The organism is Lysobacter yangpyeongensis, assembly GCF_042655745.1.
Taxonomy (GTDB): Bacteria; Pseudomonadota; Gammaproteobacteria; order Xanthomonadales; family Xanthomonadaceae; genus Agrilutibacter; species Agrilutibacter yangpyeongensis.
Genome location: NZ_JBHSNM010000002.1, coordinates 457,661 through 478,877 on the forward strand (window position 1 = coordinate 457,661; position 21,217 = coordinate 478,877).

21 protein-coding genes are annotated in these 21,217 nt (G+C 67.8%); 11 read left to right on the forward strand and 10 right to left on the reverse strand.

Translation table 11 applies throughout. From position 1 onward, the window contains the following. Positions 1 to 326: 326 nt before the first annotated feature. The 6 genes from ACFPN1_RS08905 to ACFPN1_RS08930 form a co-directional block, all read right to left on the reverse strand. On the reverse strand, positions 327 to 1,094 hold the full coding sequence (locus ACFPN1_RS08905; RefSeq protein WP_386754530.1) for a TerC family protein: 768 nt from the start codon (positions 1,092 to 1,094) through the stop codon (positions 327 to 329). A 352-nt stretch (positions 1,095 to 1,446) separates the two neighbouring features. After that, complete coding sequence (locus ACFPN1_RS08910; RefSeq protein ID WP_386754531.1) at positions 1,447 to 1,899, reverse strand: SMI1/KNR4 family protein; 453 nt, start codon at positions 1,897 to 1,899, stop codon at positions 1,447 to 1,449. A 165-nt stretch (positions 1,900 to 2,064) separates the two neighbouring features. Next, complete coding sequence (locus ACFPN1_RS08915) at positions 2,065 to 2,349, reverse strand: hypothetical protein (protein WP_386754532.1); 285 nt, start codon at positions 2,347 to 2,349, stop codon at positions 2,065 to 2,067. 139 nt (positions 2,350 to 2,488) lie between these two features. After that, entirely contained in the window at positions 2,489 to 3,289 is an 801-nt protein-coding gene (locus tag ACFPN1_RS08920; RefSeq protein WP_386754534.1) for a TSCPD domain-containing protein, read from the reverse strand. Between the two features lie 174 nt (positions 3,290 to 3,463). After that, entirely contained in the window at positions 3,464 to 3,991 is a 528-nt protein-coding gene (locus ACFPN1_RS08925) for a hypothetical protein (protein WP_386754535.1), read from the reverse strand. A gap of 238 nt (positions 3,992 to 4,229) precedes the next feature. Then, positions 4,230 to 6,383, reverse strand: coding sequence for an adenosylcobalamin-dependent ribonucleoside-diphosphate reductase (locus ACFPN1_RS08930; protein WP_386754536.1), 2,154 nt, complete (start codon positions 6,381 to 6,383; stop codon positions 4,230 to 4,232). 575 nt (positions 6,384 to 6,958) lie between these two features. On the opposite strand from ACFPN1_RS08930, the gene ACFPN1_RS08935 reads away from it, so the two are divergent. From ACFPN1_RS08935 to ACFPN1_RS08985, 11 genes are all read left to right on the forward strand, one after another. Beyond that, positions 6,959 to 8,404 (forward strand): Do family serine endopeptidase, encoded by a 1,446-nt coding sequence (locus tag ACFPN1_RS08935; protein ID WP_386754538.1) that lies wholly within the window; start codon positions 6,959 to 6,961, stop codon positions 8,402 to 8,404. Between the two features lie 65 nt (positions 8,405 to 8,469). Continuing rightward, positions 8,470 to 8,835, forward strand: a complete 366-nt coding sequence (locus tag ACFPN1_RS08940; RefSeq protein ID WP_386754539.1) for a hypothetical protein — start codon at positions 8,470 to 8,472, stop codon at positions 8,833 to 8,835. Positions 8,836 to 8,962: 127 nt separating this feature from the next. After that, positions 8,963 to 9,535, forward strand: a complete 573-nt coding sequence (locus ACFPN1_RS08945; RefSeq protein ID WP_386754540.1) for a phage holin family protein — start codon at positions 8,963 to 8,965, stop codon at positions 9,533 to 9,535. Between the two features lie 28 nt (positions 9,536 to 9,563). Next, complete coding sequence (locus ACFPN1_RS08950) at positions 9,564 to 9,968, forward strand: hypothetical protein (RefSeq protein WP_386754541.1); 405 nt, start codon at positions 9,564 to 9,566, stop codon at positions 9,966 to 9,968. A 9-nt stretch (positions 9,969 to 9,977) separates the two neighbouring features. Then, complete coding sequence (locus ACFPN1_RS08955) at positions 9,978 to 11,102, forward strand: AI-2E family transporter (RefSeq protein ID WP_386754851.1); 1,125 nt, start codon at positions 9,978 to 9,980, stop codon at positions 11,100 to 11,102. Positions 11,103 to 11,183: 81 nt separating this feature from the next. Beyond that, the gene (locus ACFPN1_RS08960; protein ID WP_386754543.1) at positions 11,184 to 11,909 is read left to right on the forward strand and encodes an HAD family hydrolase; all 726 of its coding nucleotides are present in this window, start codon (positions 11,184 to 11,186) and stop codon (positions 11,907 to 11,909) included. Then, a complete protein-coding gene (locus ACFPN1_RS08965; RefSeq protein ID WP_386754544.1) occupies positions 11,906 to 13,282 on the forward strand; it encodes a leucyl aminopeptidase family protein in 1,377 nt (458 codons plus the stop codon). Before ACFPN1_RS08960 ends, ACFPN1_RS08965 begins: the two co-directional genes overlap by 4 nt. Before the next feature lie 488 nt (positions 13,283 to 13,770). Then, positions 13,771 to 15,024 carry an efflux RND transporter periplasmic adaptor subunit gene (locus ACFPN1_RS08970; RefSeq protein WP_386754545.1) on the forward strand — a complete coding sequence of 418 codons (1,254 nt, stop codon included), beginning with the start codon at positions 13,771 to 13,773 and terminating at the stop codon, positions 15,022 to 15,024. Positions 15,025 to 15,056: 32 nt separating this feature from the next. Beyond that, positions 15,057 to 15,752 (forward strand): ABC transporter ATP-binding protein, encoded by a 696-nt coding sequence (locus tag ACFPN1_RS08975; protein WP_386754547.1) that lies wholly within the window; start codon positions 15,057 to 15,059, stop codon positions 15,750 to 15,752. Positions 15,753 to 15,768: 16 nt separating this feature from the next. Further along, positions 15,769 to 16,929: an ABC transporter permease gene (locus tag ACFPN1_RS08980; protein WP_386754548.1), complete on the forward strand. Its 1,161-nt coding sequence runs from the start codon at positions 15,769 to 15,771 to the stop codon at positions 16,927 to 16,929. Positions 16,930 to 16,939: 10 nt separating this feature from the next. Further along, the gene (locus tag ACFPN1_RS08985; protein ID WP_386754549.1) at positions 16,940 to 18,256 is read left to right on the forward strand and encodes an ABC transporter permease; all 1,317 of its coding nucleotides are present in this window, start codon (positions 16,940 to 16,942) and stop codon (positions 18,254 to 18,256) included. Positions 18,257 to 18,371: 115 nt separating this feature from the next. Here the strand turns inward: ACFPN1_RS08985 and ACFPN1_RS08990 are convergent, their stop codons facing one another. The 4 genes from ACFPN1_RS08990 to ACFPN1_RS09005 are packed head-to-tail and all read right to left on the reverse strand — an operon-like array spanning position 18,372 to position 21,213. Next, positions 18,372 to 18,815, reverse strand: coding sequence for a GNAT family N-acetyltransferase (locus tag ACFPN1_RS08990; RefSeq protein ID WP_386754550.1), 444 nt, complete (start codon positions 18,813 to 18,815; stop codon positions 18,372 to 18,374). Further along, complete coding sequence (gene rarD, locus ACFPN1_RS08995; RefSeq protein WP_386754551.1) at positions 18,816 to 19,757, reverse strand: EamA family transporter RarD; 942 nt, start codon at positions 19,755 to 19,757, stop codon at positions 18,816 to 18,818. It lies immediately after the preceding gene. Then, entirely contained in the window at positions 19,754 to 20,686 is a 933-nt protein-coding gene (gene yedA / locus ACFPN1_RS09000; RefSeq protein WP_386754552.1) for a drug/metabolite exporter YedA, read from the reverse strand. The genes rarD and yedA overlap by 4 nt, the downstream gene beginning before the upstream one ends. Continuing rightward, the gene (locus ACFPN1_RS09005; RefSeq protein WP_386754553.1) at positions 20,683 to 21,213 is read right to left on the reverse strand and encodes a DinB family protein; all 531 of its coding nucleotides are present in this window, start codon (positions 21,211 to 21,213) and stop codon (positions 20,683 to 20,685) included. The genes yedA and ACFPN1_RS09005 overlap by 4 nt, the downstream gene beginning before the upstream one ends. Positions 21,214 to 21,217: the final 4 nt, after the last annotated feature.

A 21,217-nucleotide genomic window follows, 5' to 3' on the forward strand; every position in this document is an offset into this window, starting at 1 on the left:
GTTTCCGGCGCGTGGATGCGAGCAAACAAGAACAGGAAGGGATAGAGGCAATTACGCGGTCCCTCTGTCCTTGAACGTGCGGCTTTGACTCCAGGCACCATTCGACCTCAGGAGCAGGTGCCGCCTCGTAGCCCGGGTAAGGCCGAAGGCCGCGCCGCGCCGCCTCAGCACACGCTTGCCCACGCGGTTCAACGCGCCGCCGCGCGCATGAACGATCAGGTGCCACCTCGTAGCCCGGGTAAGGCCGAAGGCCGCCCGGGTGAAGCCCGCCGGAGGGCCCCCGGGTGCGCTTCGCTTACCCCGGCTACGGTGCCTTACGGTCCCTCTCACCCCTCCTTTTCATGCACTGCGTATTTCTCGTGCAGCACCACTGGAGTGACGCGGCGCTGAGAGCGTTTGCGGATCCAAAGGTTGATGGCTTCCACGAACACCGAGAAGCCCATCGCGGTGTAGACGTACCCCTTCGGGATGTGCAGGCCGAATCCGTCGGCAATCAGCACCAGACCGATCATGACGAGGAAGCTCAAGGCGAGCACCTTGACGGTGGGGTGGCGCTCGACGAAGTCCCCGATCGGCCGGGCGAACAACAGCATGAAGCCGATCGAGACCAGGATCGCCGTGACCATGATCCAGCGCTGGTCGACCATGCCCACCGCAGTGATGATCGAGTCCAGCGAAAAAACGATGTCGAGCAGCATGATCTGGGCGATGACGCTGCCGACCGTGGCCGTCACGGCGCCGACGGTCACCTCGTGGGTTGCGCCCTCCAGTTTCTGATGGATCTCGTGGGTGGCCTTGCCGATCAGGAACAGGCCGCCACCGATCAGGATCAGGTCACGCCACGAAAACTCGTGGCCGAACACCGCAAACAAGGGCGCGGTCAGGCCTACGATCCAGGCGATCGCCAACAACAGACCAAGACGGGTGACTGCAGCCAGAGAGATGCCCACCCGCCGCGCCATGTTGCGGTGTTCCGGGGGCAGTCTGCCCGCGAGGATCGAGATGAAAATGATGTTGTCGATGCCAAGCACCAGTTCCAGTGCCGTCAGCGTGGCAAGTGCGATCCAGACTTCGGGATTCGCCAGGGTTTCCATGAGATTTCCTTGATGGGGCTGCGCGAAGCCACGGCGCGCGAATGAGCCGGAGGCAGGGCCATGGCAAGGAAGCGTCGGGCAGACGCGCCTTCGCCGTGGTACGGCGAAGGTCTTGCTCGCAGGCCCGCGAACGGCGGCGGGTCTGCCACTGGACCGGAGCAAACAACGCTCGGATTGACGGCCACAGCGATCGGGAGCTACTCCCCTTCGACAGCGATCCTAGCACGCCACCGTTCGCGATCCCGCGTGCGGAGTTTGCGGATGCCCAAGAGAAGGCCCCGCTGCCGGCGGGGCCTTCCTGCTGGGGCAATTGAAGCTGACCCGGCATTCCGTTGCATTTGCGTGGCGGTATTCACTCCCGCAATCTGGCGGCAACGAAGGCGGAAAAGCTCGGATGCCTGTCCCACGTCTTCCTGAGGTTGCCCTTCTCGACGCGGAAGACTTCGCCGCTGCTGCAATCCAGGACGCGAGGAGACCCGTCGGCCTCGTCTCCAATCCAGACGAGGTGAGCGGGCCACTGGCTGCTATCCCGATATTCGCGGGTGAACTCGATGATGAGTTCCGCGTCGTCCCGCACGCTGGTTTCGTCGATCGCTTCGGGACGCATCGTCTGCAGGAAGCTTGCGTAGTCCGTCGGCAAGGTCACGCCGAGCGCCGCCTCGATGGACGCGATGTCACCGGCGGAGAGCAGGTTGATGGGCGGCGCCGGAATTGACGCGCCGGGCGCACTGCCCTTGCGGGCGGACACCCGCCAGAGGATCAGTGCCGCGACCAGCGCGATCAGGATCAGCAGTGCCGGATGCATACGTGTCGTCCTCTGGTAGCCCGGATAGGCGAAAACGCACCCGGATGAATGTTGATGCGCACCACATTACCGACAGGAAGGATGGATGGGATTGTTTCCCTCTGCCCCGATAGTTCCTTGGGCTTGAAAATGCACGCCTTGTTATCGCGCGCTACGACCCCTGGATCACGCCAGTAGGTTGCCCGGTTGCGGACCGAATGCATCGCGCAATGCCTGCTCGTCATCCACCAGCGCGGCGCGCATACGCTCCGCCGCCAGCGGGCGCACCACCCAACTCACCTTGACGCGGCCCAGGCCCGCTTCGACCAGCGGGATGGCCAGGAAATACGAAGGCCCGGGGCCTACGCAGTACCAGAACGAATCGGATATGTGCCGTGGACCCACCGGGATGTTGAAGACATCGTCGTAGACGAAGCGAACGCCCTGCTTGTAGACCTTGACCACGCGCATCGCCTCACGTAATAGCCCGAGGTCAGCAAGTCGCTGATACTTTGGTCGCGTGACTCAATCTTCATAAGTTTCCTTTCTCCTCCTAAAAAGGAAAGGGCCAGGTTTTTTCAAACCTGGCCCTGCTTTTTCTGCTATACCCTCACCCGCACTTGCTATACCCACAATTCAAGCAAGTAGCGCACCCATCCATGATCACCACCGCCTTCGTGTTGCACTTGTGGCACATGGTCGCGGAGGGCGGGAAACTCGCGCCCTCGCCGGTGACTTCGATGACTTCCTCGGTGCGGGCGTCGGCGTCGCTCATGGCGCCGCCCATCTCCCCGGCGGTGCTTATTTCAGAGTTTTTTTTTGCGCGCTCTTCGTAGACCTTGCGCTTCTCGGCGATTAGCGCGCGGGTGGCGTCGCTCATTTCCGGGTCGTGCATCAGGCCGATGGACTTGAGGTGCTCTTCGACCACGGCGCCGATCTCGGCGACCAGGGACGGCATGTAGACGCCGCCGGCCTTGAAGTAGCCGCCGCGCGGGTCGAACACGGCGCGCATCTCGTCGACCAGGAAGGTGACGTCGCCGCCCTTGCGGAACACGGCGGACATGATGCGGGTCAGGGCGACGATCCACTGGAAGTGGTCCATCGACTTGGAATTGATGAAGACCTCGAACGGGCGGCGCAGCTCGTGCTCGGTGCCCGGGTTGAGGACGATGTCGTTGATCGTCACGTACATGGCGTGCTCGACCAGCGGCGTCTTGATCTTGTAGGTGCTGCCGATCAGCACTTCCGGGCGCTCGACGCGCTCGTGCATCTGGATGACGTCGGCGACGGGCTTGGCTTCGGCCTCGGCGGCGGCGCGCGAGACGGATTCGGCCTTCACGGCTTCCTTGGCCTTGTCGTCGGCGGTGACGACGGCGTAGCCCTTGATCTTCTTGTTGATTTTGACGGTCATCGTCGGGTCCTTCGTGTCTCGGCTTGTCCTTCGACTTCGCGCCTTCGGCGCTGCGCTCAGGACGAACGGGTTCTTCTGAAAAGTGGTTCAGTGCGGTCACCGCGCCCGCGCGGGGCGCGGTGACCAATCGGGACTTTCTGTTCTGGTTACTGCGTTACGTCGTACTGCTTTTGCTCAGCGTGCGGCCTTCTTCGCTGCCTTCCTTGCCGGACGGCGGGCCGTCTTTTTCGCCGCCTTCCTGGCGGCCTTCTTCGGAGCCGCCTTGCGGGCGGTCTTCCTTGCAGCGGCCTTGCGGGCCGGTGCCTTGCGCGCGGCGGTTTTCTTCGTCGCCTTGCGTGCAGTCTTCTTTGCGGCGGCCTTGCGCGTGGCCTTCTTCGCGGTCGCCTTGCGGGCCGTCTTCTTCGCGGCCGTCTTGGTCGACTTCTTCGCAGCCTTCTTGGCGGCCTTCTTCGTCGTCTTCTTGCCGGCGACCTTGGCGCGCAGCGCGCTGGCTTCCTTCTTGGCCGCGGCGGAGGCGGAGGCGAGCGTCTTCTTGGCCTTGCTGACGGCCTTGCTCGCGGCCTTCTTCGCCTTGGTGGCGCGCTTCTTCACGGCCTTGACCACCGCCGTGTTGGCGATGGCATCGGCGGCGTTGCTGGCGGTTTCCTTCACCGTTTCGGCGGCCTGCGACAGGGTCGCCGCCACTCCATTCCCGTTGCTCATGTGCCCTCCTCGCGGGCGCTATGCCTTGCTGGTTTTATCGGGGACAAACAATCGGAAGTGCGGGTTGCTGCTTGTTGCGGTTCGATCCTATACCTGCGGCGGGTCGAAAGCGTGGTGAATCGGATTGGTGGTGGCTGAATCGCTTTTCAGGTTTGGGGTAGTCCTTGCGCCAGCGGCGTGCCCCTCATCCGGCGCTTTGCGCCACCTTCTCCCCGCGGTGCGGGGAGAAGGTCAGCACTCAGAACTTGCCGTAATAGCCTTCCTTGAGGGCGTCGAACAGGTTGGCGGCGGTATGCATCTCGCCGTCGTATTCGATCTGTTCGTTGCCCTTGACCTCGACCACGCTGCCGTCTTCCAGCTCGAAGCGGTAGGTCGTGTTCTCCAGGTCCTGCTCCTTCACCAGCACGCCCTGGAAGGCGGCGGGGTTGAAGCGGAAGGTGGTGCAGCCCTTCAGGCCCTGCTCGTGGGCATAGCGGTAGATGTCCTTGAAGTCCTCGTACGGGTAGTCCGTGGGGACGTTCGCGGTCTTGGAGATCGAGGAGTCCACCCACTTCTGCGCGGCGGCCTGGACGTCGACGTGTTCCTTCGGGGTGATGTCGTCGGCGGCGATGAAGTACTCGGGCAGCTTCGCCTCGGCGTCCTCGCTGAACGGCATCGCCTTCGGGTTCACCAGCTCGCGGTAGGCGAGCAGTTCGTACGAATAGACGTCGACCTTTTCCTTGGTCTTCTTGCCTTCGCGGATCACGTTGCGGCTGTAGTGGTGGGCGAAGGACGGCTCGATGCCATTCGACGCGTTGTTGGCCAGCGACAGCGAGATGGTGCCGGTCGGGGCGATCGAGCTGTGGTGGGTGAAGCGGGCGCCGACTTCGGCCAGCTCGTCCACCAGTTCCGGCGCGACCGTGGCGACGCGCTGCATGTAGCGCGAATAGCGCGCGTGCAGGGTCTTGCCCTCGATCTCCTGGCCGAGCTTCCAGCCGTCCTTCACCATTTCCGGACGCTTGCGCAGCATCTCGGCGGTGACGGTGAAGCGCTCGTCCATGATCGGCGCGGGGCCCTTCTCCTTCGCCAGCGACAGGCCCATTTCCCAGCCAGCCACGGCCATCTCGCGGGCGATGCGCTCGGTGAACTCGCACGACTCCTTCGAGCCGTACTTCATCCTGAGCATGGTCACGGTCGAACCCAGGCCGAGGAAGCCCATGCCGTGGCGGCGCTTGCGCATGATCTCGTTGCGCTGCTGCTCCAGCGGCAGGCCGTTCACTTCCACGACGTTGTCGAGCATGCGGGTGAACACGCGCACGACTTCCTTGTATTCCTCCCAGTCGAAGGAGGCCTCGTCGGTGAAGGGCTTGCGCACGAACTTGGTCAGGTTGACCGAGCCGAGCAGACAGGCGCCGTAGGCCGGCAGCGGCTGCTCGCCGCAGGGGTTGGTCGCGCGGATGTTCTCGCACCACCAGTTGTTGTTCATCTCGTTGACGCGGTCGATCAGGATGAAGCCAGGCTCGGCGTAGTCGTACGTCGAGACCATGATCATGTCCCACAGGTGGCGGGCCTTGATGTGGCCGTAGATCCTGCAGGCCACCAGGCCGTCGTCGCGCACGATGTAGTTGCGGTGGGTCGGCCACTCGCGCCACACGACCTGCTCGGCGTTCTTCAGGTCGATGTCGCCCATTTCCTTTTCGTTGACCGGGAACACCAGCGGCCAGTCGCCGTCGTTGTTGACCGCGTCCATGAAGCCGTCGGTGATCAGCAGCGAGAGGTTGAACTGGCGCAGGCGGCCGTCTTCGCGCTTGGCGCGGATGAAGTCCTTCACGTCGGGGTGCGACACGTCGAACGTGCCCATCTGCGCGCCGCGGCGGCCACCGGCCGAGGACACGGTGAAGCACATCTTGTCGTAGATATCCATGAAGGACATCGGGCCGGAGGTGTACGCGCCGGCACCGGCGACGAAGGCGCCGCGCGGACGCAGGGTCGAGAACTCGTAGCCGATGCCGCAGCCGGCCTTCAGGGTGAGGCCCGCCTCGTGGACCTTCTCGAGGATGCCGTCCATCGAATCCTCGATGGTGCCCGACACCGTGCAGTTGATCGTCGAGGTCGCGGGCTTGTGTTCCAGGGCGCCGGCGTTGGACGTGATGCGGCCGGCGGGGATCGCCCCGCGGCGCAGCGCCCAGACGAAGCGCTCGTACCAGTAGGCCTGCTTCTCGGTGTTCGGCTCGGCTTCGGCCAGGGCCTTGGCGACGCGCTGGTAGGTGGCGTCGATGTCGGCGTCCACGGCGACGCCGGACTTGGTCTTCAACCGGTACTTCTTGTCCCAGATGTCCTGGGACGCCGGCTGCATCGGGATTTCCTGTTCGGCCATGGGGGTCTTGACTGCCTCGAGGCGTACCGTGCTCATGCCTTGCGTTCTCCTGTTGCCTTGGGCGACAGGTCGGGCCCCGGCGCCATGCTGTTCTTATGGTTGTGTGCTGCCTGTCACATCACCCCACAACGCCGACGGCCCGGCACGCGATCGATGCCCTGAAATGCTCCTTCGAGAGTTCCGGATCGCGTCGCGCTGGCTTCGGTTTTTTCGTGGGTCCTCGGGTCGATTGCCGACCCGGTCTGCTCCTGCCGGACGCCGCTCCCCTGCGTCTACCGGCCTTGTCCTGACCTCCAAGCCTACCCCTAAGCTTGGGCTTCTTCCGTCGAGCCAACCACAAGATGTAGTGGCGGGACGGGGGTCAAACCTAAACCGCACCCCTACCTAAGTCAACCCGTTTTTTGTGAATCGCACAGCCGCGCAAGTGGCCGGACTGGCGCGCAACTTGCGTTGGCGCGGCCTCGCGCCGGCCGCGCACGCCGGGAAACTTCATCGCCGGTTCGGCGGTCTGCACCGACACTGGGAGGTGCCGGCGAGGCTTGAAATCACGCCTCGCGCCGCGATTGTTTCCTCCTCCCGCCCTTTCCTTCCCGATCCTTTCCCGACCGCCCATGCGCCTGTCGAATGCCCACAAGACCCTGATCGCCCTGTCCGCCGCCGCGGCCTTCGGCGGCTTCGCCGCGACCGCGATGCGCGATGCCCTGGATTCCCCGGCCGAAGCCGCGCCGCTGGCCGCGTCCGCGGCCGTGCCCGCCGTCGGCGCCCTGCCCGCCGCGGTCGGCACCACGCCGCTGCCCTCGCTCGCGCCGATGCTGGCGCGCGTGACGCCCGCGGTGGTCAGCGTGCACACCCGCCAGCGCGTGCGCGTGGGCGTGGGGCCGTTCGGCAACGATCCGTTCTTCCGCCGCATGTTCCCGGAACTGACCCAGGAGCGGATCAACGAGTCGCTGGGTTCGGGCGTGATCGTCGATGCCGCGCGCGGCCTCATCCTGACCAACCACCACGTGATCGAAGGCGCCGACGAGGTCTCGGTGACGCTGGCGGACGAGCGCACCTTCAAGGCCGAATTCGTCGGCTCCGATCCCGACACCGACGTGGCGGTGATGCGGATCAAGGCAGACAAGCTCAGCGCGCTGCCGCTGGCCGACTCCACCCAGCTGAAAGTGGGCGACTTCGTGGTCGCGGTGGGCAATCCGTTCGGCATCGGCCAGACGGTCACCTCGGGCATCGTCTCGGCCGTCGGCCGCAGCGGCCTGCGCGGGCTGGGCTACCAGAACTTCATCCAGACCGACGCGTCGATCAATCCGGGCAATTCCGGCGGCGCGCTGGTGAACCTCAACGGCGAGCTGGTCGGCATCAACACCGCCAGCTTCAATCCGCGCGGCTCGATGGCCGGCAACATCGGCCTGGGCTTCGCCATTCCCACCAGCATCGCGCGCGGCGTGATGGAACAGCTGATCGCCACCGGCGAAGTGCGTCGCGGCACGCTCGGCGTGGAAACGCAGGACGTCGATCCGCGCATCGCCGCGGGCCTGGGCCTGAGCGAAGCGCGCGGCGCGGTGGTCACGCGCGTGTTCGCCAATTCGGCCGCGGCGCAGGCCGGGCTGAAGGTCGGCGACGTGATCGTCGGCGCCAATGGTGGCCATCTCGACGATCGCAACAGCCTGCGCAACTTCGAGGGCCTGCAGGCGGTGGGCAGCCGCGTCACCCTCGACGTGGTCCGCGACGGCAAGCCGCTGCAACTGTCCGCCACGCTGCGCGAGCAACCGCGCTCGCTGGCCGGCGCCGAGCTCGATCCGCGCCTGGACGGCGCGACCTTCGCCGAGCTGCCCGCCTCGCTGCGCCAGTCCGGCGCCGGCGGCGTGCTGGTCGAGGACGTCCGGCGCGGCAGCCGCGCCGCACGCAACGGCCTGCAGAAGGGCGACATCGTGATTGCCTCGACCAGCGGCGAATTCGACGACCTGCCCGGCTTCCGCGCCAGCTTCACGCGTGACCCGGCAAGGTTGGTGTTCCGCGTGATCCGGGGTGGCGATCGCGGCGAGATCGAGATGCAGTAAGCGCGACACCACGCGTTCCCGACTACCCTGCTGCGACCGCTTCGCCCACTTCCAGGAGAACGAACATGTCCCCTACCAGCACCGATGGCATGAAGTCCCACCTCGGCGAAGCCGGCGGCCACCTCAAGCAGGCCGCGGTCGATACCGGTGAAGCGCTGCGCAACGCCGCAGGCGCCGCCGCCGACGAACTGCGCCTGGGCAAGGCGAACGTGAAAGCCGATCTGGCCGATGGCGCGTACGCCGGCCTGAGCGCGGCCGAGCAGGCCGGTGGCGCGGCGCGCGAGCAGATGGATGCCTTGATGGACAAGGGCCGCGACCTGATCGACAGCGCCGCCGAACTGATCCGCGAGCGTCCGCTGGCCTCGTTCGGCGTCGCCTTCGCGGCGGGCTGGATCATCGCCAAGCTCGCGCGCGGCGGCGGCGACCGCTGAGCTCTCGCCTGTAGCCCGGGCGAGGCCGACGGCCTGCGTCGCAGGGACGTTGTCGGGAACGTTCCCGCACAGGTCGCACTTGCCCGGGCTACTCTTCGGCACCCGACACCGAATCCGGCTCGCCTCGATGGACGAACCGCGCAGCGACGACGACACGCCTGCCTCGCCCGGTGCCGCACCGGGCCCGCAGGCGCCTGCCCCCGATCTGGCCGAATCGCTGCGCGAGATCGGCGCCGCCGGCCGCGCCGGACTGGGCGCGGCGAGCGATGCGGCCAAGGCGTTGCGCGTCCTCGTCAGTGCGGATCTCTCGCTCGCCCGCAGCGCCTTCGGGCGCGCGCTGGCGTTCACCGGCGTGGCCGTCGCCTTCGGCGGATCGGCGTGGATGCTGCTGATGGCCGCGCTCACCGCGGTACTGCACGACGCGCTGGGCTGGTCGTGGACGCTGTCGCTGGCGACCTGCGCCGCGCTGAGCATCGCGGTCACCGCGCTGGGCGTGTGGCGCGCGATGCACTACTTCGAACACACCCGCCTGCAGGCGACGCGACGCCAGCTGGCGCGGCTGGGGATCGGCGAACTGGCCGACTTCATGCCCCAGCCGGGCTCGCACGAATCGACCGAACAGGCGGCCGAGCGCGTGGCCGAAGCCAGTGCCGACGCGCCGCCGAAGAAGGGCCTTGGCGTCGACGTGACGCCGCCCTGACCACACGCCGAGCGACGACGGACAGCGCATGGGTTTCAAGCAACTGCTGACGAAGGTGCAACAGGCCGAAGCCGCGCTGGAAACGCGCGAGCGTCGCGTCGCGGCGGAATGGCGGCACCTGCAGGCGACGTGGCGCGACGCGTGGACGCCGGGCCGCGTGGTGATCGCCGGTCTGGTGAGCGGCTTCCTCGTCGGCCGCGCGCAGCCGTTGCGGGCGGTCGCACGCAGCGGGCAATGGATGCAGCTGGTGACGATGCTGTCCGGACTGTTCGCCGGCGGCAGCGCGCAGGTCGCGGCGGAACAGGCCGGCGAAGCCGCGGACACGGCGGAAAGCGTCGCCGATGCCGTGGTGCCCGATGCGGTGCCGCCCAATGCCGTGTCGCCGCAGGCACCTGCGTCCACGGCGTCTTCCACTTCTTCCGCCAGGTCCTGAGCCGTGCCGCTGCCCGAAGCCGCCTCCGCAGCCGAACCCGAACCCGCGACCAGCCCCGGCGCGGGCGGCGACACCATCCCCAACGCGCCGCCGACCGCGCCGCGTCCGCGTTCGTCCGTCGCGGCGGTCGTGATCGCGACCGTGCTTGTCGGCACCGTGCTGTGGGCCGCGCAGGGCCTGATCCTGCCGGTGCTGCTGTCGATGTTCTTCGCGCTGATCGGCAACCCGATCATCCGCGTGCTGCAGCGCCTGTGGCTGCCGCGCTTCCTCGCCGCGCTGCTGGTGCTGGTGGGCGGGCTGTTCCTCACCGGCGCGCTCGCCAACCAGCTGGTGGAACCGGCCGGCGAATGGGTGCGGCAGGCACCGCGCGAACTCAAGGAACTGGCGCCGAAGCTGCGCGAGATGTTCAAGCCGGTGCGCGAGGCCAACCGCGCCGCGGAGAATTTCGCGCTCGCCGCCGGTGGCGAATCCAGGCCCGTGCAGGTGGTGCGCACCGAGGTCAACGATCCGTACCGCGCCCTGACCACCACGCCGCGCATGCTCGCCTCGGTGCTCGCAGTGGTGCTGCTGACGTTCTTCTTCATGGTCTATGGCGAAAACCTGCAGGGCAATGCGATCGCGCTGCTGCACAGTCGCCAGCAGAAGAAGCTCACGGTCGGGATCCTGCAATCGATCGAGGCCGAGCTGTCGCGCTACGTGCTCACCATCAGCCTGATCAACGCGGTGGTGGGACTGGTGTTCGCCGTCGCGTTGCACCTGCTCGGCCTGCCGCTGCCCGAAGCGCTGCTGTGGGGCACGATGGCCGCGCTGCTCAACTACGCACCCTACGTCGGCCCGCTGGTGGGCATGGCGGTGATGCTGCTGATCGGCCTGACCGAATTCGACGGGCTCAAGGCGCTCGCGCCGTCGGGCATCTACCTGTTCCTGCATACGCTCGAAGGCCAGTTCGTCACGCCGATCGTGCTGGGCCGGCGCATGCGGTTGTCGCCGCTGGTGCTGATCCTCGGGCTGATGGTGTTCGGCACGATGTGGGGAATCATCGGCCTGCTGCTGGCGGTGCCGCTGCTGGTGTGCGTGAAGCTGATCCTGGAACGCACCGAGGGCATGGACGGATGGGCCCGGCTGCTGGAATGAGGCGACGCGGAAAACTGACTCGGTCAGGTAACTGACTTGGGAAAACGCGATGCCGGGCAGGCGGGGTTTAGAATTACGCCCGTGGAGCCATTCCCCGTCAGCGCCGTCACCCTCGATCTCGACGACACCCTGTGGCCATTCGCGCCGATCGGGGCGCGGATAGAGCGCACGCTGCACGCGTGGATGGAACAACACAGCCCGCAGACCGCCGCGCGTTTTCCCATCGAGGAAATGCGTGCGTTGCGCGACTGCGTGGTCGCCGAGCATCCGCAGCACGCGCACGATCTCAGCCTGCTGCGCCGCCTGACCATCGAGCGCGCGCTGCGCGACAGCGGCGAGGACGTCGCGCTGGCCGAGGCGGCCTACGCGATCTTCTTCGCCGAACGCAACCGCGTCGAGTTCTATCCCGACGCGCCCGACGCGCTGCGCCGCATCGCCGCGCGCGTTCCGGTGGCGGCGGTGAGCAACGGCAATGCCGACCTCGCCGCGATCGGCATCCACCACCACTTCCGCTTCCAGCTCGGCGCGCGCGAACACGGCGCGGCCAAACCCGAGCCCAGCATCTTCCACGCCGCCTGCGCGCGCCTGGGCGTACCGCCGGCGCACGTGCTGCACGTGGGCGACGACATCGAGATGGACGTCGTCGGCGCCGCGAGCGCGGGACTGCGCAGCTGCTGGATCAACCGCGATCGCCTGGCCTGGCCGCACGCCGACGTGCGCCCCGACCTGGAATTCGCTTCGCTCGCCGCACTGGCCGACTGGCTGGATGCGCACCCCTCATCCGCACAGGAACACGTCGCCGCATGACCTTGCCCGCCGGCCTCACCCTCGATTCCACCGATGCGCTGCCGCTGCACGTGGTCACGCGCGCGGATTTCGCCGAATGGCGCGGCGCGCAGCCGGCGCCGGTCGGCACCTGGCTGGATGCGCAGGGCTTCGACGGCAGCGCCTACTCCGCGCTGGTGGTGCCCGATGCCGACGGCAGCATCGCCGCCGCGGTGATCGGTGTCGGCGACCGCCTCGATCCCGCCGCCTACGGCCACGCGCCCTACGCGCTGCCGGCGCGCGCGTGGCGCCTGGTCGATCCGCTCGATGCGGCCGAAACCGCCGCGCTGCAAGTGGGCTGGGGTTTGGGCAGCTATCGCTTCACTCGCTACAGGCAGCCGCTGCGCGCGCCCGCGACGCTGGCGCTGGAGGGCGACGTCGACGAGGTCCTCGCCGAACTCGCCGCGTGCCTGCGCGTGCGCGACCTGGTCAACACGCCGACCGAGCACATGGGCCCCGACCAGCTCGAGCAGGTGTGCTGCGAACTCGCCGAGCGCCACGGCGCGCACATCGAAGTGGTCAGCGGCGACGACCTGCTGGCGCAGAACTACCCGGCGATCCACGCCGTCGGCCGCGCCTCGCACCGCGCACCGCGCCTGATCGCGCTGCGCTGGGGCAATGCCGCGCACCCGCACGTCGCGATCTGCGGCAAGGGCGTGTGCTTCGACACCGGCGGACTGGATCTCAAGCCCGCCGACGGCATGCGCAACATGAAGAAGGACATGGGCGGCGCCGCGCACGCGATCGCCCTGGCCGAATGGATCATGGCGCGCGCATTGCCGCTGCGGATCAGCCTGTTCGTGCCGGCGGTGGAGAACTCGGTCGGCCCGAATGCGTTCCGTCCGGGCGAAGTCATCGCCACGCGCGCCGGCATCACTGTCGAAATCGACAACACCGATGCCGAAGGCCGCGTGGTGCTCTGCGATGCGCTCGCCCGCGCCGCCGAAGACCGGCCCGAACTGCTGCTGGATTTCGCCACGCTCACCGGTGCCGCGCGCATCGCGCTCGGCCCCGATCTGCCGGCGGTGTACGCCAACGACGACGCCGTCGCCGCGGCGTGGCTGGACGCCGGCACGCGCCTGCGCGATCCGCTGTGGCGCATGCCGCTGTGGCGTCCGTACTGGCGCTACCTGACCAGCAGCGTGGCCGACATCGCCAACGGCGGCCCGTCGAAGATGGCGGGCAGCATCACCGCGGCGCTGTACCTCGAGCGCTTCGTGCCCGCGCAGCAGAAGTGGGCGCACCTGGACGTCTACGCCTGGAACGACAGCGACCGCCCGGGCCGTCCCACCGGCGGCGAAGCGCAGGGTCTGCGCGCAGCGTACGCAATGCTGAAGGCGCGCGCGGGCGGTTGAGTCCGATGTGCGCGGCGCGCGGATTCACCGCGCAGCTTTGCGCTCCTTCACCTATCCGGTTCCGCGATGCGGCCGTGCGCGTAGCGCAGGCGGGGCGAAGAATCGCACCGAACGCCTCTGACTTCTCTTCTCCCCGCTTCGGCGTGGAAGATGCCCGAAGAGCCTGCCCCCGAATGCTTTAATCGGGGGCAGATGAGCGGCTTTTGATTTGCCGTCGTCACCCGCGCCACCACCCTTCACCCTGCGTCACTGCGCGACGCGGCCCCTCGCCCCACAAGCGGGGCGAGGGGTGAACGGGAAAAGGCGCCCCACAGAAACTTACTTCCGGCAGGTTGGCGCCTGCGGCTCGTTGCGTCCACACTGGCGCCCGCTTTGCCGGATCGGGCCTCTCTGTCGAGAATCGCCACGCCCGTTCGTCGCCTTCCGGCAAGTCATCGTCAGCGCACGCGGGCAGCGCCCGCCCGATCGAGGAAGAAGGTCTGTCCGGGATGAACAACTCCGATCTGCTCAAGGAACTCCGCATCGACCGCAGCACGCCGCCGCCGGCGCCTTCGCGCACCGGCCTGTGGATCGGCCTCGGCATCGCGGGCGCCATGGTGGCGCTGGCGCTCGGCGTCTGGGCCGTGTTGGGCCGCAGCGACGCGATCGAGGTGAAGACCGCCGAGGTCACCGCGCTGGGCAACGCCGGAGGCAGCGCCTCGGTGCTCGACGCCACCGGCTACGTCGTCGCCCGGCGCATGGCCACCGTGTCCGCCAAGATCACCGGCAAGGTGCGCGAGGTGCTGATCGAGGAAGGCCAGCGCGTCGAAGCCGGCCAGGTCATGGCCACGCTCGATCCGATCGATGCCGACGCCCAGCGCGATCTCGCCGCTTCGCAGCTCGCCGCCGCGCGCAGCGAAATCGCCGCGGTGCAGGCGCAGCTCAAGGAAGCCGAAGCGAATGCCAATCGCCTCAGCGGCCTGGCGCAGCAGCAGCTGGTGTCGAAGTCGCAGTACGACCAGGCGATCGCCGAACGCGATGCGCTGCGTGCGGGGCTGCAGACCGCGCAACGCAACGCGCAGGTGGCCAACGATGGCCTGCGCATCGCCGCGCAGGGCGTGGACAACACCATCGTGCGCGCGCCGTTCGCCGGCGTGGTGATCGCCAAGGCCGCGCAGCCGGGCGAGATCGTCTCGCCGCTGTCGGCGGGCGGCGGCTTCACCCGCACGGGCATCGGCACGATCGTCGACATGGATTCGCTCGAGGTCGAGGTCGAGGTCGGCGAAGCCTTCATCGGCCGCGTGCATCCGAAGATGCCGGTGGAAGCCACGCTCAACGCCTATCCGGACTGGAAGATCCCGGCCGAAGTGATCGCGATCATCCCGGCCGCCGATCGCGGCAAGGCCACGGTCAAGGTGCGCGTGGCGCTCAAGCAGAAGGACGCGCGGATCGTGCCCGACATGGGCGTGCGCGTGGCCTTCCTCGAAGCCGCCCGTCCCGCCACGACCGTGCGGCCCGGCGTGCTGGCCCCGGCGGCCGCGATCGTGCAGCGCGAGGGCAAGGACATCGCCTTCGTCGTCGCCGACGGCAAGGCGCAGCAGCGCGAAGTCTCGCTCGGCCGCACGCTCGGCGAGGACCGCGAGGTGCTCGCCGGCCTCGCCGGCGGCGACACCGTCGTGATCGATCCGCCGCAGAAGCTGGCCGACGGCGCGCGCGTGCAGGTGGCGCGCGAGGAATCCGGCGACGCCGCGAACAACGACTGACACACCCACTGCAAGGAACCAGGGAGCACCGCATGTCCACCCTCGTCAGCATCCGCAACCTGCACAAGACCTACCAGCGCGGCCCGGAAAAGGTCGACGTCCTGCATGGAATCGACATCGACATCGACCGTGGCGATTTCGTCGCGCTGATGGGCCCGTCGGGTTCGGGCAAGACCACCCTGCTCAACCTGATCGGCGGCCTGGACTCGCCCAGCAACGGCCAGATCGAGGTCGACGGCCAGCGCATCGACACGATGAGCTCGGGCCAGCTCTCGCAGTGGCGCAGCCACAACGTCGGCTTCGTGTTCCAGTTCTACAACCTGATGCCGACGCTCAATGCGCAGAAGAACGTCGAACTGCCGCTGCTGCTGACCCGGCTGTCGGCGGCGCAGCGCAAGCGCAATGCCGAGATCGCACTCGAGCTCGTCGGCCTGAAGGATCGCGGCAAACACCGTCCGTCCGAGCTCTCCGGCGGCCAGCAGCAGCGCGTGGCGATCGCGCGCGCCATCGTCTCCGACCCCACCCTGCTGATCTGCGACGAACCCACCGGCGACCTCGACCGCCAGTCCGCCGAGGAAATCCTGACCCTGCTGCAGACGCTCAACCGCCAGCACGGCAAGACGATCGTGATGGTCACGCACGATCCCAAGGCCGCCGAATACGCCACCCACACCCTGCACCTCGACAAGGGCACTCTCGTCGAGCAGGCCACGCACGCGTACGCGTGATCCGGGAGGCATCGCGATGAAATATCTCCACCTCATATGGGCGGCGCTGTTCCGCAGCAAGACGCGGACCTTCCTCACGCTGTTCTCGGTCATGACCGCGTTCTTCCTGTTCGGCATGCTCGATTCGGTGCGCGTGGCCTTCAACTCGGGCGGCAGCGTTACCGGCGCCAACCGCATGATCACCTCCTCGCGGCTGTCGCTGACGCAGATGCTGCCGTACAGCCTGGATCCGCAGATCCGCGCGATCCCCGGCGTGAAGCGTTCCTCGTACGCGGCCTGGTTCGGCGGCATTTACCGCGACCCGAAGAATTTCTTCCCGAATTTCTCGGTCGGTCCCGGCTACTTCGACGTGTACCCCGAATTCGAGTTGCCCGCCGGGCAACGCAAGGCGTGGGAAGCCGACCGCACCGGCGCCATCGTCGGCGAGCAGCTGGCGAAGAAGTTCGGCTGGAAGATCGGCGACACGATCCCGCTGCAGGCGACGATCTTCCCGACCAAGGGCAGCAACGACTGGCAGTTCAAGCTCGACGGCATCTTCCGCATCCGGGACGAAAAGCGCCGCGGCAACGAGAACATGCTGGTGTTCCACTGGAACTACTTCGACGAGGCCAACGATTACGTGAAGGGCCGCGTCGGCTGGTACATCCTGCAGGTCGACGACGCCTCGCATGCCGACCGCGTGTCGAAGGCGATCGACGCGCTGTCCGCCAATTCCGACCACGAAACCAAGACCCAGACCGAGGAGGCCTTCAACCAGGCCTTCATCAAGCAGATCGGCGACATCGGCCTGATCGTCTCGGCGATCATGGGCGCGGTGTTCTTCACCCTGTTGCTGCTGACCGGCAACACCATGGCCCAGGCGGTGCGCGAACGCATCCCCGAGCTGGCAGTGCTCAAGACCATCGGCTTCACCAACCGCAGCGTGCTGCTGCTGGTCCTGGCCGAATCGGTGCTGCTGGTCGGACTGGGCGCCGTGCTCGGACTGGCGCTCGCACCCCTGGCGATGATCGCGACGACGAAGGGCAGCGGCGGCTTCATCCAGCTGCCGTCCAGCCTGCCGCCGGAAAGCTGGATCACCGGCCTCGTGCTCATGCTGGTGTTCGGCGTGCTTGCCGGGCTGCTGCCCGCGCTGCGCGCGATGCGCCTGAACATCGTCGACGCCCTCGCGGGCCGCTGAGGAGATTCGCATGTCCAAGACCAAACGTTTCTTCTCCGGCCTGCTGACCATCGTCGTGCTCGTCGTGGCGCTGGTGGTGTGGATCGTCCTGCCGTGGTTCGCGGTGGCGGCCATTGCGCTCGCGGTAGCCGCGTGGCTTGCGTTCACCCGCAGCGGCGCACTCGCGCTGGCCGCCACGCGCATCGGCATCGCGGGCCTGCCGCAACGCTGGGGCGCCTCGTCGGTGATCGTGATCGGCATCGCCGGCGTGGTCGGCGTGCTGGTGGCGATGCTCGCGATGGGCGAGGGCTTCAAGGCCACCCTGTCGAACACCGGCGGGTCCGACACGGCGATCATCCTGCGCGGCGGTTCGCAGGCCGAGACCAACTCGGTGATCACGCGCGACCAGGAACCGCTGGTGTCCAACCTGCCCGGCATCCGGCGTGGCGCGGACGGCCGCCCGGTGTCCTCGCCCGAGCTGTCGCAGGTGGTGAACCTGCCCAGCAAGGCGGACGGCACCGACACCAACGTGCAGTTCCGCGGCGTGGGTCCTTCCGCGTGGGCCTTGCGCCCCAACCTGAAGATCGTCGAAGGCCGCCGGTTCACGCCGGGCATGCGCGAGATGGTCGTGGGCCGCGGCGCTCAGCACCAGTTCGCGGGCCTCGAGGTCGGCAAGCAGGTGCGGCTCGCCAACCAGGCCTGGACGGTCGTCGGCGCGTTCGAATCCGGCGATTCGCACGAATCGGAACTGTGGGCGGATGTCGACGTGCTCGGCCCGACCTACCAGCGCAGCGCCTATCAGTCGGTCACCGTGGCGCTGGACGGCAAGAACGGCTTCAAGCAGCTGGCCGCCGCGCTGGCCGCCGATCCGCGCCTCAAGCTCGATGCGATGACCACGCACGACTACTACGCCAAGCAGAGCGAGGCCCTGACCAAGTTCCTGCGGATCCTGGGCATCGTGATCGGCACGATCATGGCGGTGGGCGCGATCTTCGGCGCGCTCAATTCCATGTACGCGGCGGTGGCCGGCCGCTCGCGGGAGATCGCGACCATGCGCGCGCTCGGTTTCCGCGGATCGCCGGTGGTCGTGGCGGTGATGCTGGAGACGATGCTGCTCGCACTGCTCGGCGGCCTGCTCGGCGCGCTGGTGGCGTGGCTCGCGTTCAACGGGCACACGGTGTCGACGCTGGGCAACAACTTCAGCCAGGTCGTGTTCCAGTTCCGGGTCTCGCCCGCATTGCTGTGGACGGGGTTGAAGTGGGCCCTGGGCATCGGCCTGGTCGGCGGGCTGTTCCCGGCGCTGCGCGCCGCACGCCTGCCGGTGACCGAGGCGCTGCGCGCCGCCTGAGTACCCGCGCCGCGCAGACAGCGAACAGGCCGCGAGCGATCGCGGCCTGTTTGCTTTCCGGCTACCGATACTTCGCTGCCGCGCGCTGCGCTGCAGTCGCGCGGGGGCTACCCGCTCACTCCGGCAACGCGGCGCGGAAATGAAGGCATTCGATGCCGAAACCTTCGCGGAAATAGAAGCGGTGCGCGCCTTCGCGCTTCACGTGCGAGATCAGCTGGATCTGGCTGCAACCCAGCGCCCGCGCTTCGTCCTTCAAGCGTGCGACAAGGCGTGAACCATAGCCGCGCGAGCGGGCATGTTCGTCGGTGACCAGATCGTCGACGTACAGCAACCGGCCGCAGTACAGCATGTTCATCACGCGATACGTCGCCACCGCGCGGACGACACCGCCATCGCGCAGCGCCAGCAGCTGCAGCCCGTCGCTGGCTTCGAGCGCGCGCATCGTTGCCACGTAGTCCCCGCGCCGCAGTTGCGGGCGCAGCTGGCTCATGACGTCGAAGGTCGCGGCGATGTCCGCGTCGCTGCGCGCGTGCGCGATCGCAATCGCAATCGCGTCCACTCAGGCCTTGCCTGCGGCGACGGCGGCCGGAGCCGCGGACTGGCGTCGCGCGCGCAGCGCACCGTCCAGCGCGAACACCGCCAGGCCGATCCAGATGAAGACGAAACCGATCAGGCGGTCCTGGTCGAAGGCTTCATGGAACACGAACACGCCGGTGAGGAATTGGAGCGTCGGCGCGATGTACTGCAGCAGCCCGACCACCGACAGCGGCACGCGCCGCACCGCGAAGGCGAAACCGATCAGCGGCAACGCGGTCAGCGCGCCGCCGATGACCAGCAACGCATCGAGGCCCAGGCCCCAGCCCGGCGCGCCCTCCAGCGGCAGGAAACCGCCCTGCCCGTGCGATTCGCCCCACACCAGCACCGCCAGCGCGGGCAGGAACAGGTACACGCTTTCCACGCCGAGGCCGGTGACCGCATCGATCGCCAGCAGCTTGCGCAGCAGGCCGTACAGCGCGAACGACAGCGCCAGGCTGATCGCGATCCACGGCGGCTGGCCGAACCGCGTCGTGAGCCACAGCACGCCGGCGGTGGCCAGCGCGACGGCGATCCATTGCGCACGCGAGAGGCGCTCGCGCAGGAAGGCGACGCCCAGCACCACGTTCAACAGCGGATTGATGAAGTAGCCCAGGCTGCTTTCCACCACGTGGCCGGCGTTCACCGCCCAGATGTACAGGCTCCAGTTGAAGCCGATGAGCAGGCCGCTCAGGCCCAGCATCCACGCCGCGCGCGGCCGTGCCAGCGCGGCGCGCAGCCAGCCACGGCCGTTCTTCCACAATAGCCACGCCACCACCAGCAGCGTGCTCCACAGCACGCGGTGCGCGACGATCTGCAGCGACGGCACCGCCTTGAGCAGATGCCAGTACAGCGGCATCAGGCCCCACAGCACGAAGGAAGCGATCGCGACCCACAGGCCGGCGCGATGGTCGGCGTTCGTGCTCATGCGGCGGACTCGTCGGCGGCAGGAGCGGGCGCGGGTTTTGCGCGCGCCTTCGCCATCGTGATCGCGACGACGCCGGCGAGGATCACCGCCATCGCGCCCAGGTCGGCGGCGCTGAAGCGTTCGCTCGCCAGCCAGCCGCCGAGCACCACCGCGATCGCCGGATTGACGTAGGCGTAGCTGCCGGCGAGGGCCGGGCGCACGTGATGCAGCAGCCAGATGTAGGCGGAGAAGCCGATGATCGAGCCGAACACGATCAGGTAACCGACCGACAGCAGCCCCTTCGTCGTCGGCCAGCCGTCGAAGCGCTCGCCCAGCGCGAGGCCGACGCCGAGCATCAGCACGCCGCCGCACAGCATCTGCGCCGCCGACGTCATGAACGGCGACGGCAGGTCGCGGCCGCGGCTCCAGATCGAACCGAACGACCAGGCCACCGCCGCGATCAGCAGCGCGACCAGTCCGCGCATCTGTCCACCCAGCGTGCCGCCCGCATTGAGCCACAGCACGCCGACGAACCCGATCGCCAGCCCGATCCACTCCAGCCGGTTGGGATGCTGCCCGCGCATGGCCGCGAACAGCGCCATCCACAGCGGCGCCGACGCCACCGCGACCGCGGCGATGCCCGAGGACACCCATTGCTCGGCCATGGTCACCAGACCGTTGCCCAGGCCCAGCAGCAGCGCGCCCATCACCGCGGTGTTGAGCCACTGCGCGCGCGTCGGCACCGGTTCGCCACGCGCACGCAGCACGACAAACATCAGGCCGCCGGCGATGATGAAACGGATGCCCGCCATCAGCAGCGGCGGCAATCCGCCTTCGAGTGCGAAACGGATCGCGAGATAGGTCGACCCCCAGATCAGGTACACCGCCGCCAGCGCGAGCGCGACGGTCAGCGCGGAAACACGTGGGGAGTGGGTAGCGGCGGCGTTCATGCGTGTGCGGGAACCGGGTGGTCGGTAGGGACGTGGCGTGCGGCGTCGATCTGCCCCAGCAGCCATTGCAGGCCCGCCAGATGCTGCTGGTCGTGACTGCACAGGTAGTGCATCAGGCCGCGCACGGTGACCGGGCCGTAGCCGTCGAACTGCGCCGCGCGCGCGAGATCGCCAGCATGCAGCTTGGACAGCAGGTCGACGGTACGCGCCCGCGCAACGCGGAATTCCATCAGCGCCGCACTGGCGTCGTCGTCGCAGTCGTAGCCGCGTTCAGCGGCCAGCGCATAGCTGTCGATATCGGCCAGCAGCGGTCGTTCCTCATGCAGCGTGCGGTGGAAGCGCACGTGGTAACCCATGATCTCGATGTCGCGGACGTGCAGCACCTGTTCTAGCGCGCTGAAGCGTTCGCTGGGGATGCCGTCCCATGATGGCGGCGTCCAGCGCCGGAAACCGGCCGGCACCGCGGCGTAGTGCGCTTCCAGCTGCTGCGGGAAGGCCGCGAGGGTTTGCAGGGTCGTCTCGATCATGAGT

Excerpts from the sequence above, each read along its gene's own strand:
- ACFPN1_RS08905 (WP_386754530.1), bottom strand. The coding sequence starts at position 1,094 with ATGGAAACCCTGGCGAATCCCGAAGTCTGGATCGCACTTGCCACGCTG.
- ACFPN1_RS08910 (WP_386754531.1), bottom strand. The coding sequence starts at position 1,899 with ATGCATCCGGCACTGCTGATCCTGATCGCGCTGGTCGCGGCACTGATC.
- ACFPN1_RS08915 (WP_386754532.1), bottom strand. The coding sequence starts at position 2,349 with ATGCGCGTGGTCAAGGTCTACAAGCAGGGCGTTCGCTTCGTCTACGAC.
- ACFPN1_RS08920 (WP_386754534.1), bottom strand. The coding sequence starts at position 3,289 with ATGACCGTCAAAATCAACAAGAAGATCAAGGGCTACGCCGTCGTCACC.
- ACFPN1_RS08925 (WP_386754535.1), bottom strand. The coding sequence starts at position 3,991 with ATGAGCAACGGGAATGGAGTGGCGGCGACCCTGTCGCAGGCCGCCGAA.
- ACFPN1_RS08930 (WP_386754536.1), bottom strand. The coding sequence starts at position 6,383 with ATGAGCACGGTACGCCTCGAGGCAGTCAAGACCCCCATGGCCGAACAG.
- ACFPN1_RS08935 (WP_386754538.1), top strand. The coding sequence starts at position 6,959 with ATGCGCCTGTCGAATGCCCACAAGACCCTGATCGCCCTGTCCGCCGCC.
- ACFPN1_RS08940 (WP_386754539.1), top strand. The coding sequence starts at position 8,470 with ATGTCCCCTACCAGCACCGATGGCATGAAGTCCCACCTCGGCGAAGCC.
- ACFPN1_RS08945 (WP_386754540.1), top strand. The coding sequence starts at position 8,963 with ATGGACGAACCGCGCAGCGACGACGACACGCCTGCCTCGCCCGGTGCC.
- ACFPN1_RS08950 (WP_386754541.1), top strand. The coding sequence starts at position 9,564 with ATGGGTTTCAAGCAACTGCTGACGAAGGTGCAACAGGCCGAAGCCGCG.
- ACFPN1_RS08965 (WP_386754544.1), top strand. The coding sequence starts at position 11,906 with ATGACCTTGCCCGCCGGCCTCACCCTCGATTCCACCGATGCGCTGCCG.
- ACFPN1_RS08970 (WP_386754545.1), top strand. The coding sequence starts at position 13,771 with ATGAACAACTCCGATCTGCTCAAGGAACTCCGCATCGACCGCAGCACG.
- ACFPN1_RS08975 (WP_386754547.1), top strand. The coding sequence starts at position 15,057 with ATGTCCACCCTCGTCAGCATCCGCAACCTGCACAAGACCTACCAGCGC.
- ACFPN1_RS08980 (WP_386754548.1), top strand. The coding sequence starts at position 15,769 with ATGAAATATCTCCACCTCATATGGGCGGCGCTGTTCCGCAGCAAGACG.
- ACFPN1_RS08985 (WP_386754549.1), top strand. The coding sequence starts at position 16,940 with ATGTCCAAGACCAAACGTTTCTTCTCCGGCCTGCTGACCATCGTCGTG.
- rarD (WP_386754551.1), bottom strand. The coding sequence starts at position 19,757 with ATGAGCACGAACGCCGACCATCGCGCCGGCCTGTGGGTCGCGATCGCT.
- yedA (WP_386754552.1), bottom strand. The coding sequence starts at position 20,686 with ATGAACGCCGCCGCTACCCACTCCCCACGTGTTTCCGCGCTGACCGTC.
- ACFPN1_RS09005 (WP_386754553.1), bottom strand. The coding sequence starts at position 21,213 with ATGATCGAGACGACCCTGCAAACCCTCGCGGCCTTCCCGCAGCAGCTG.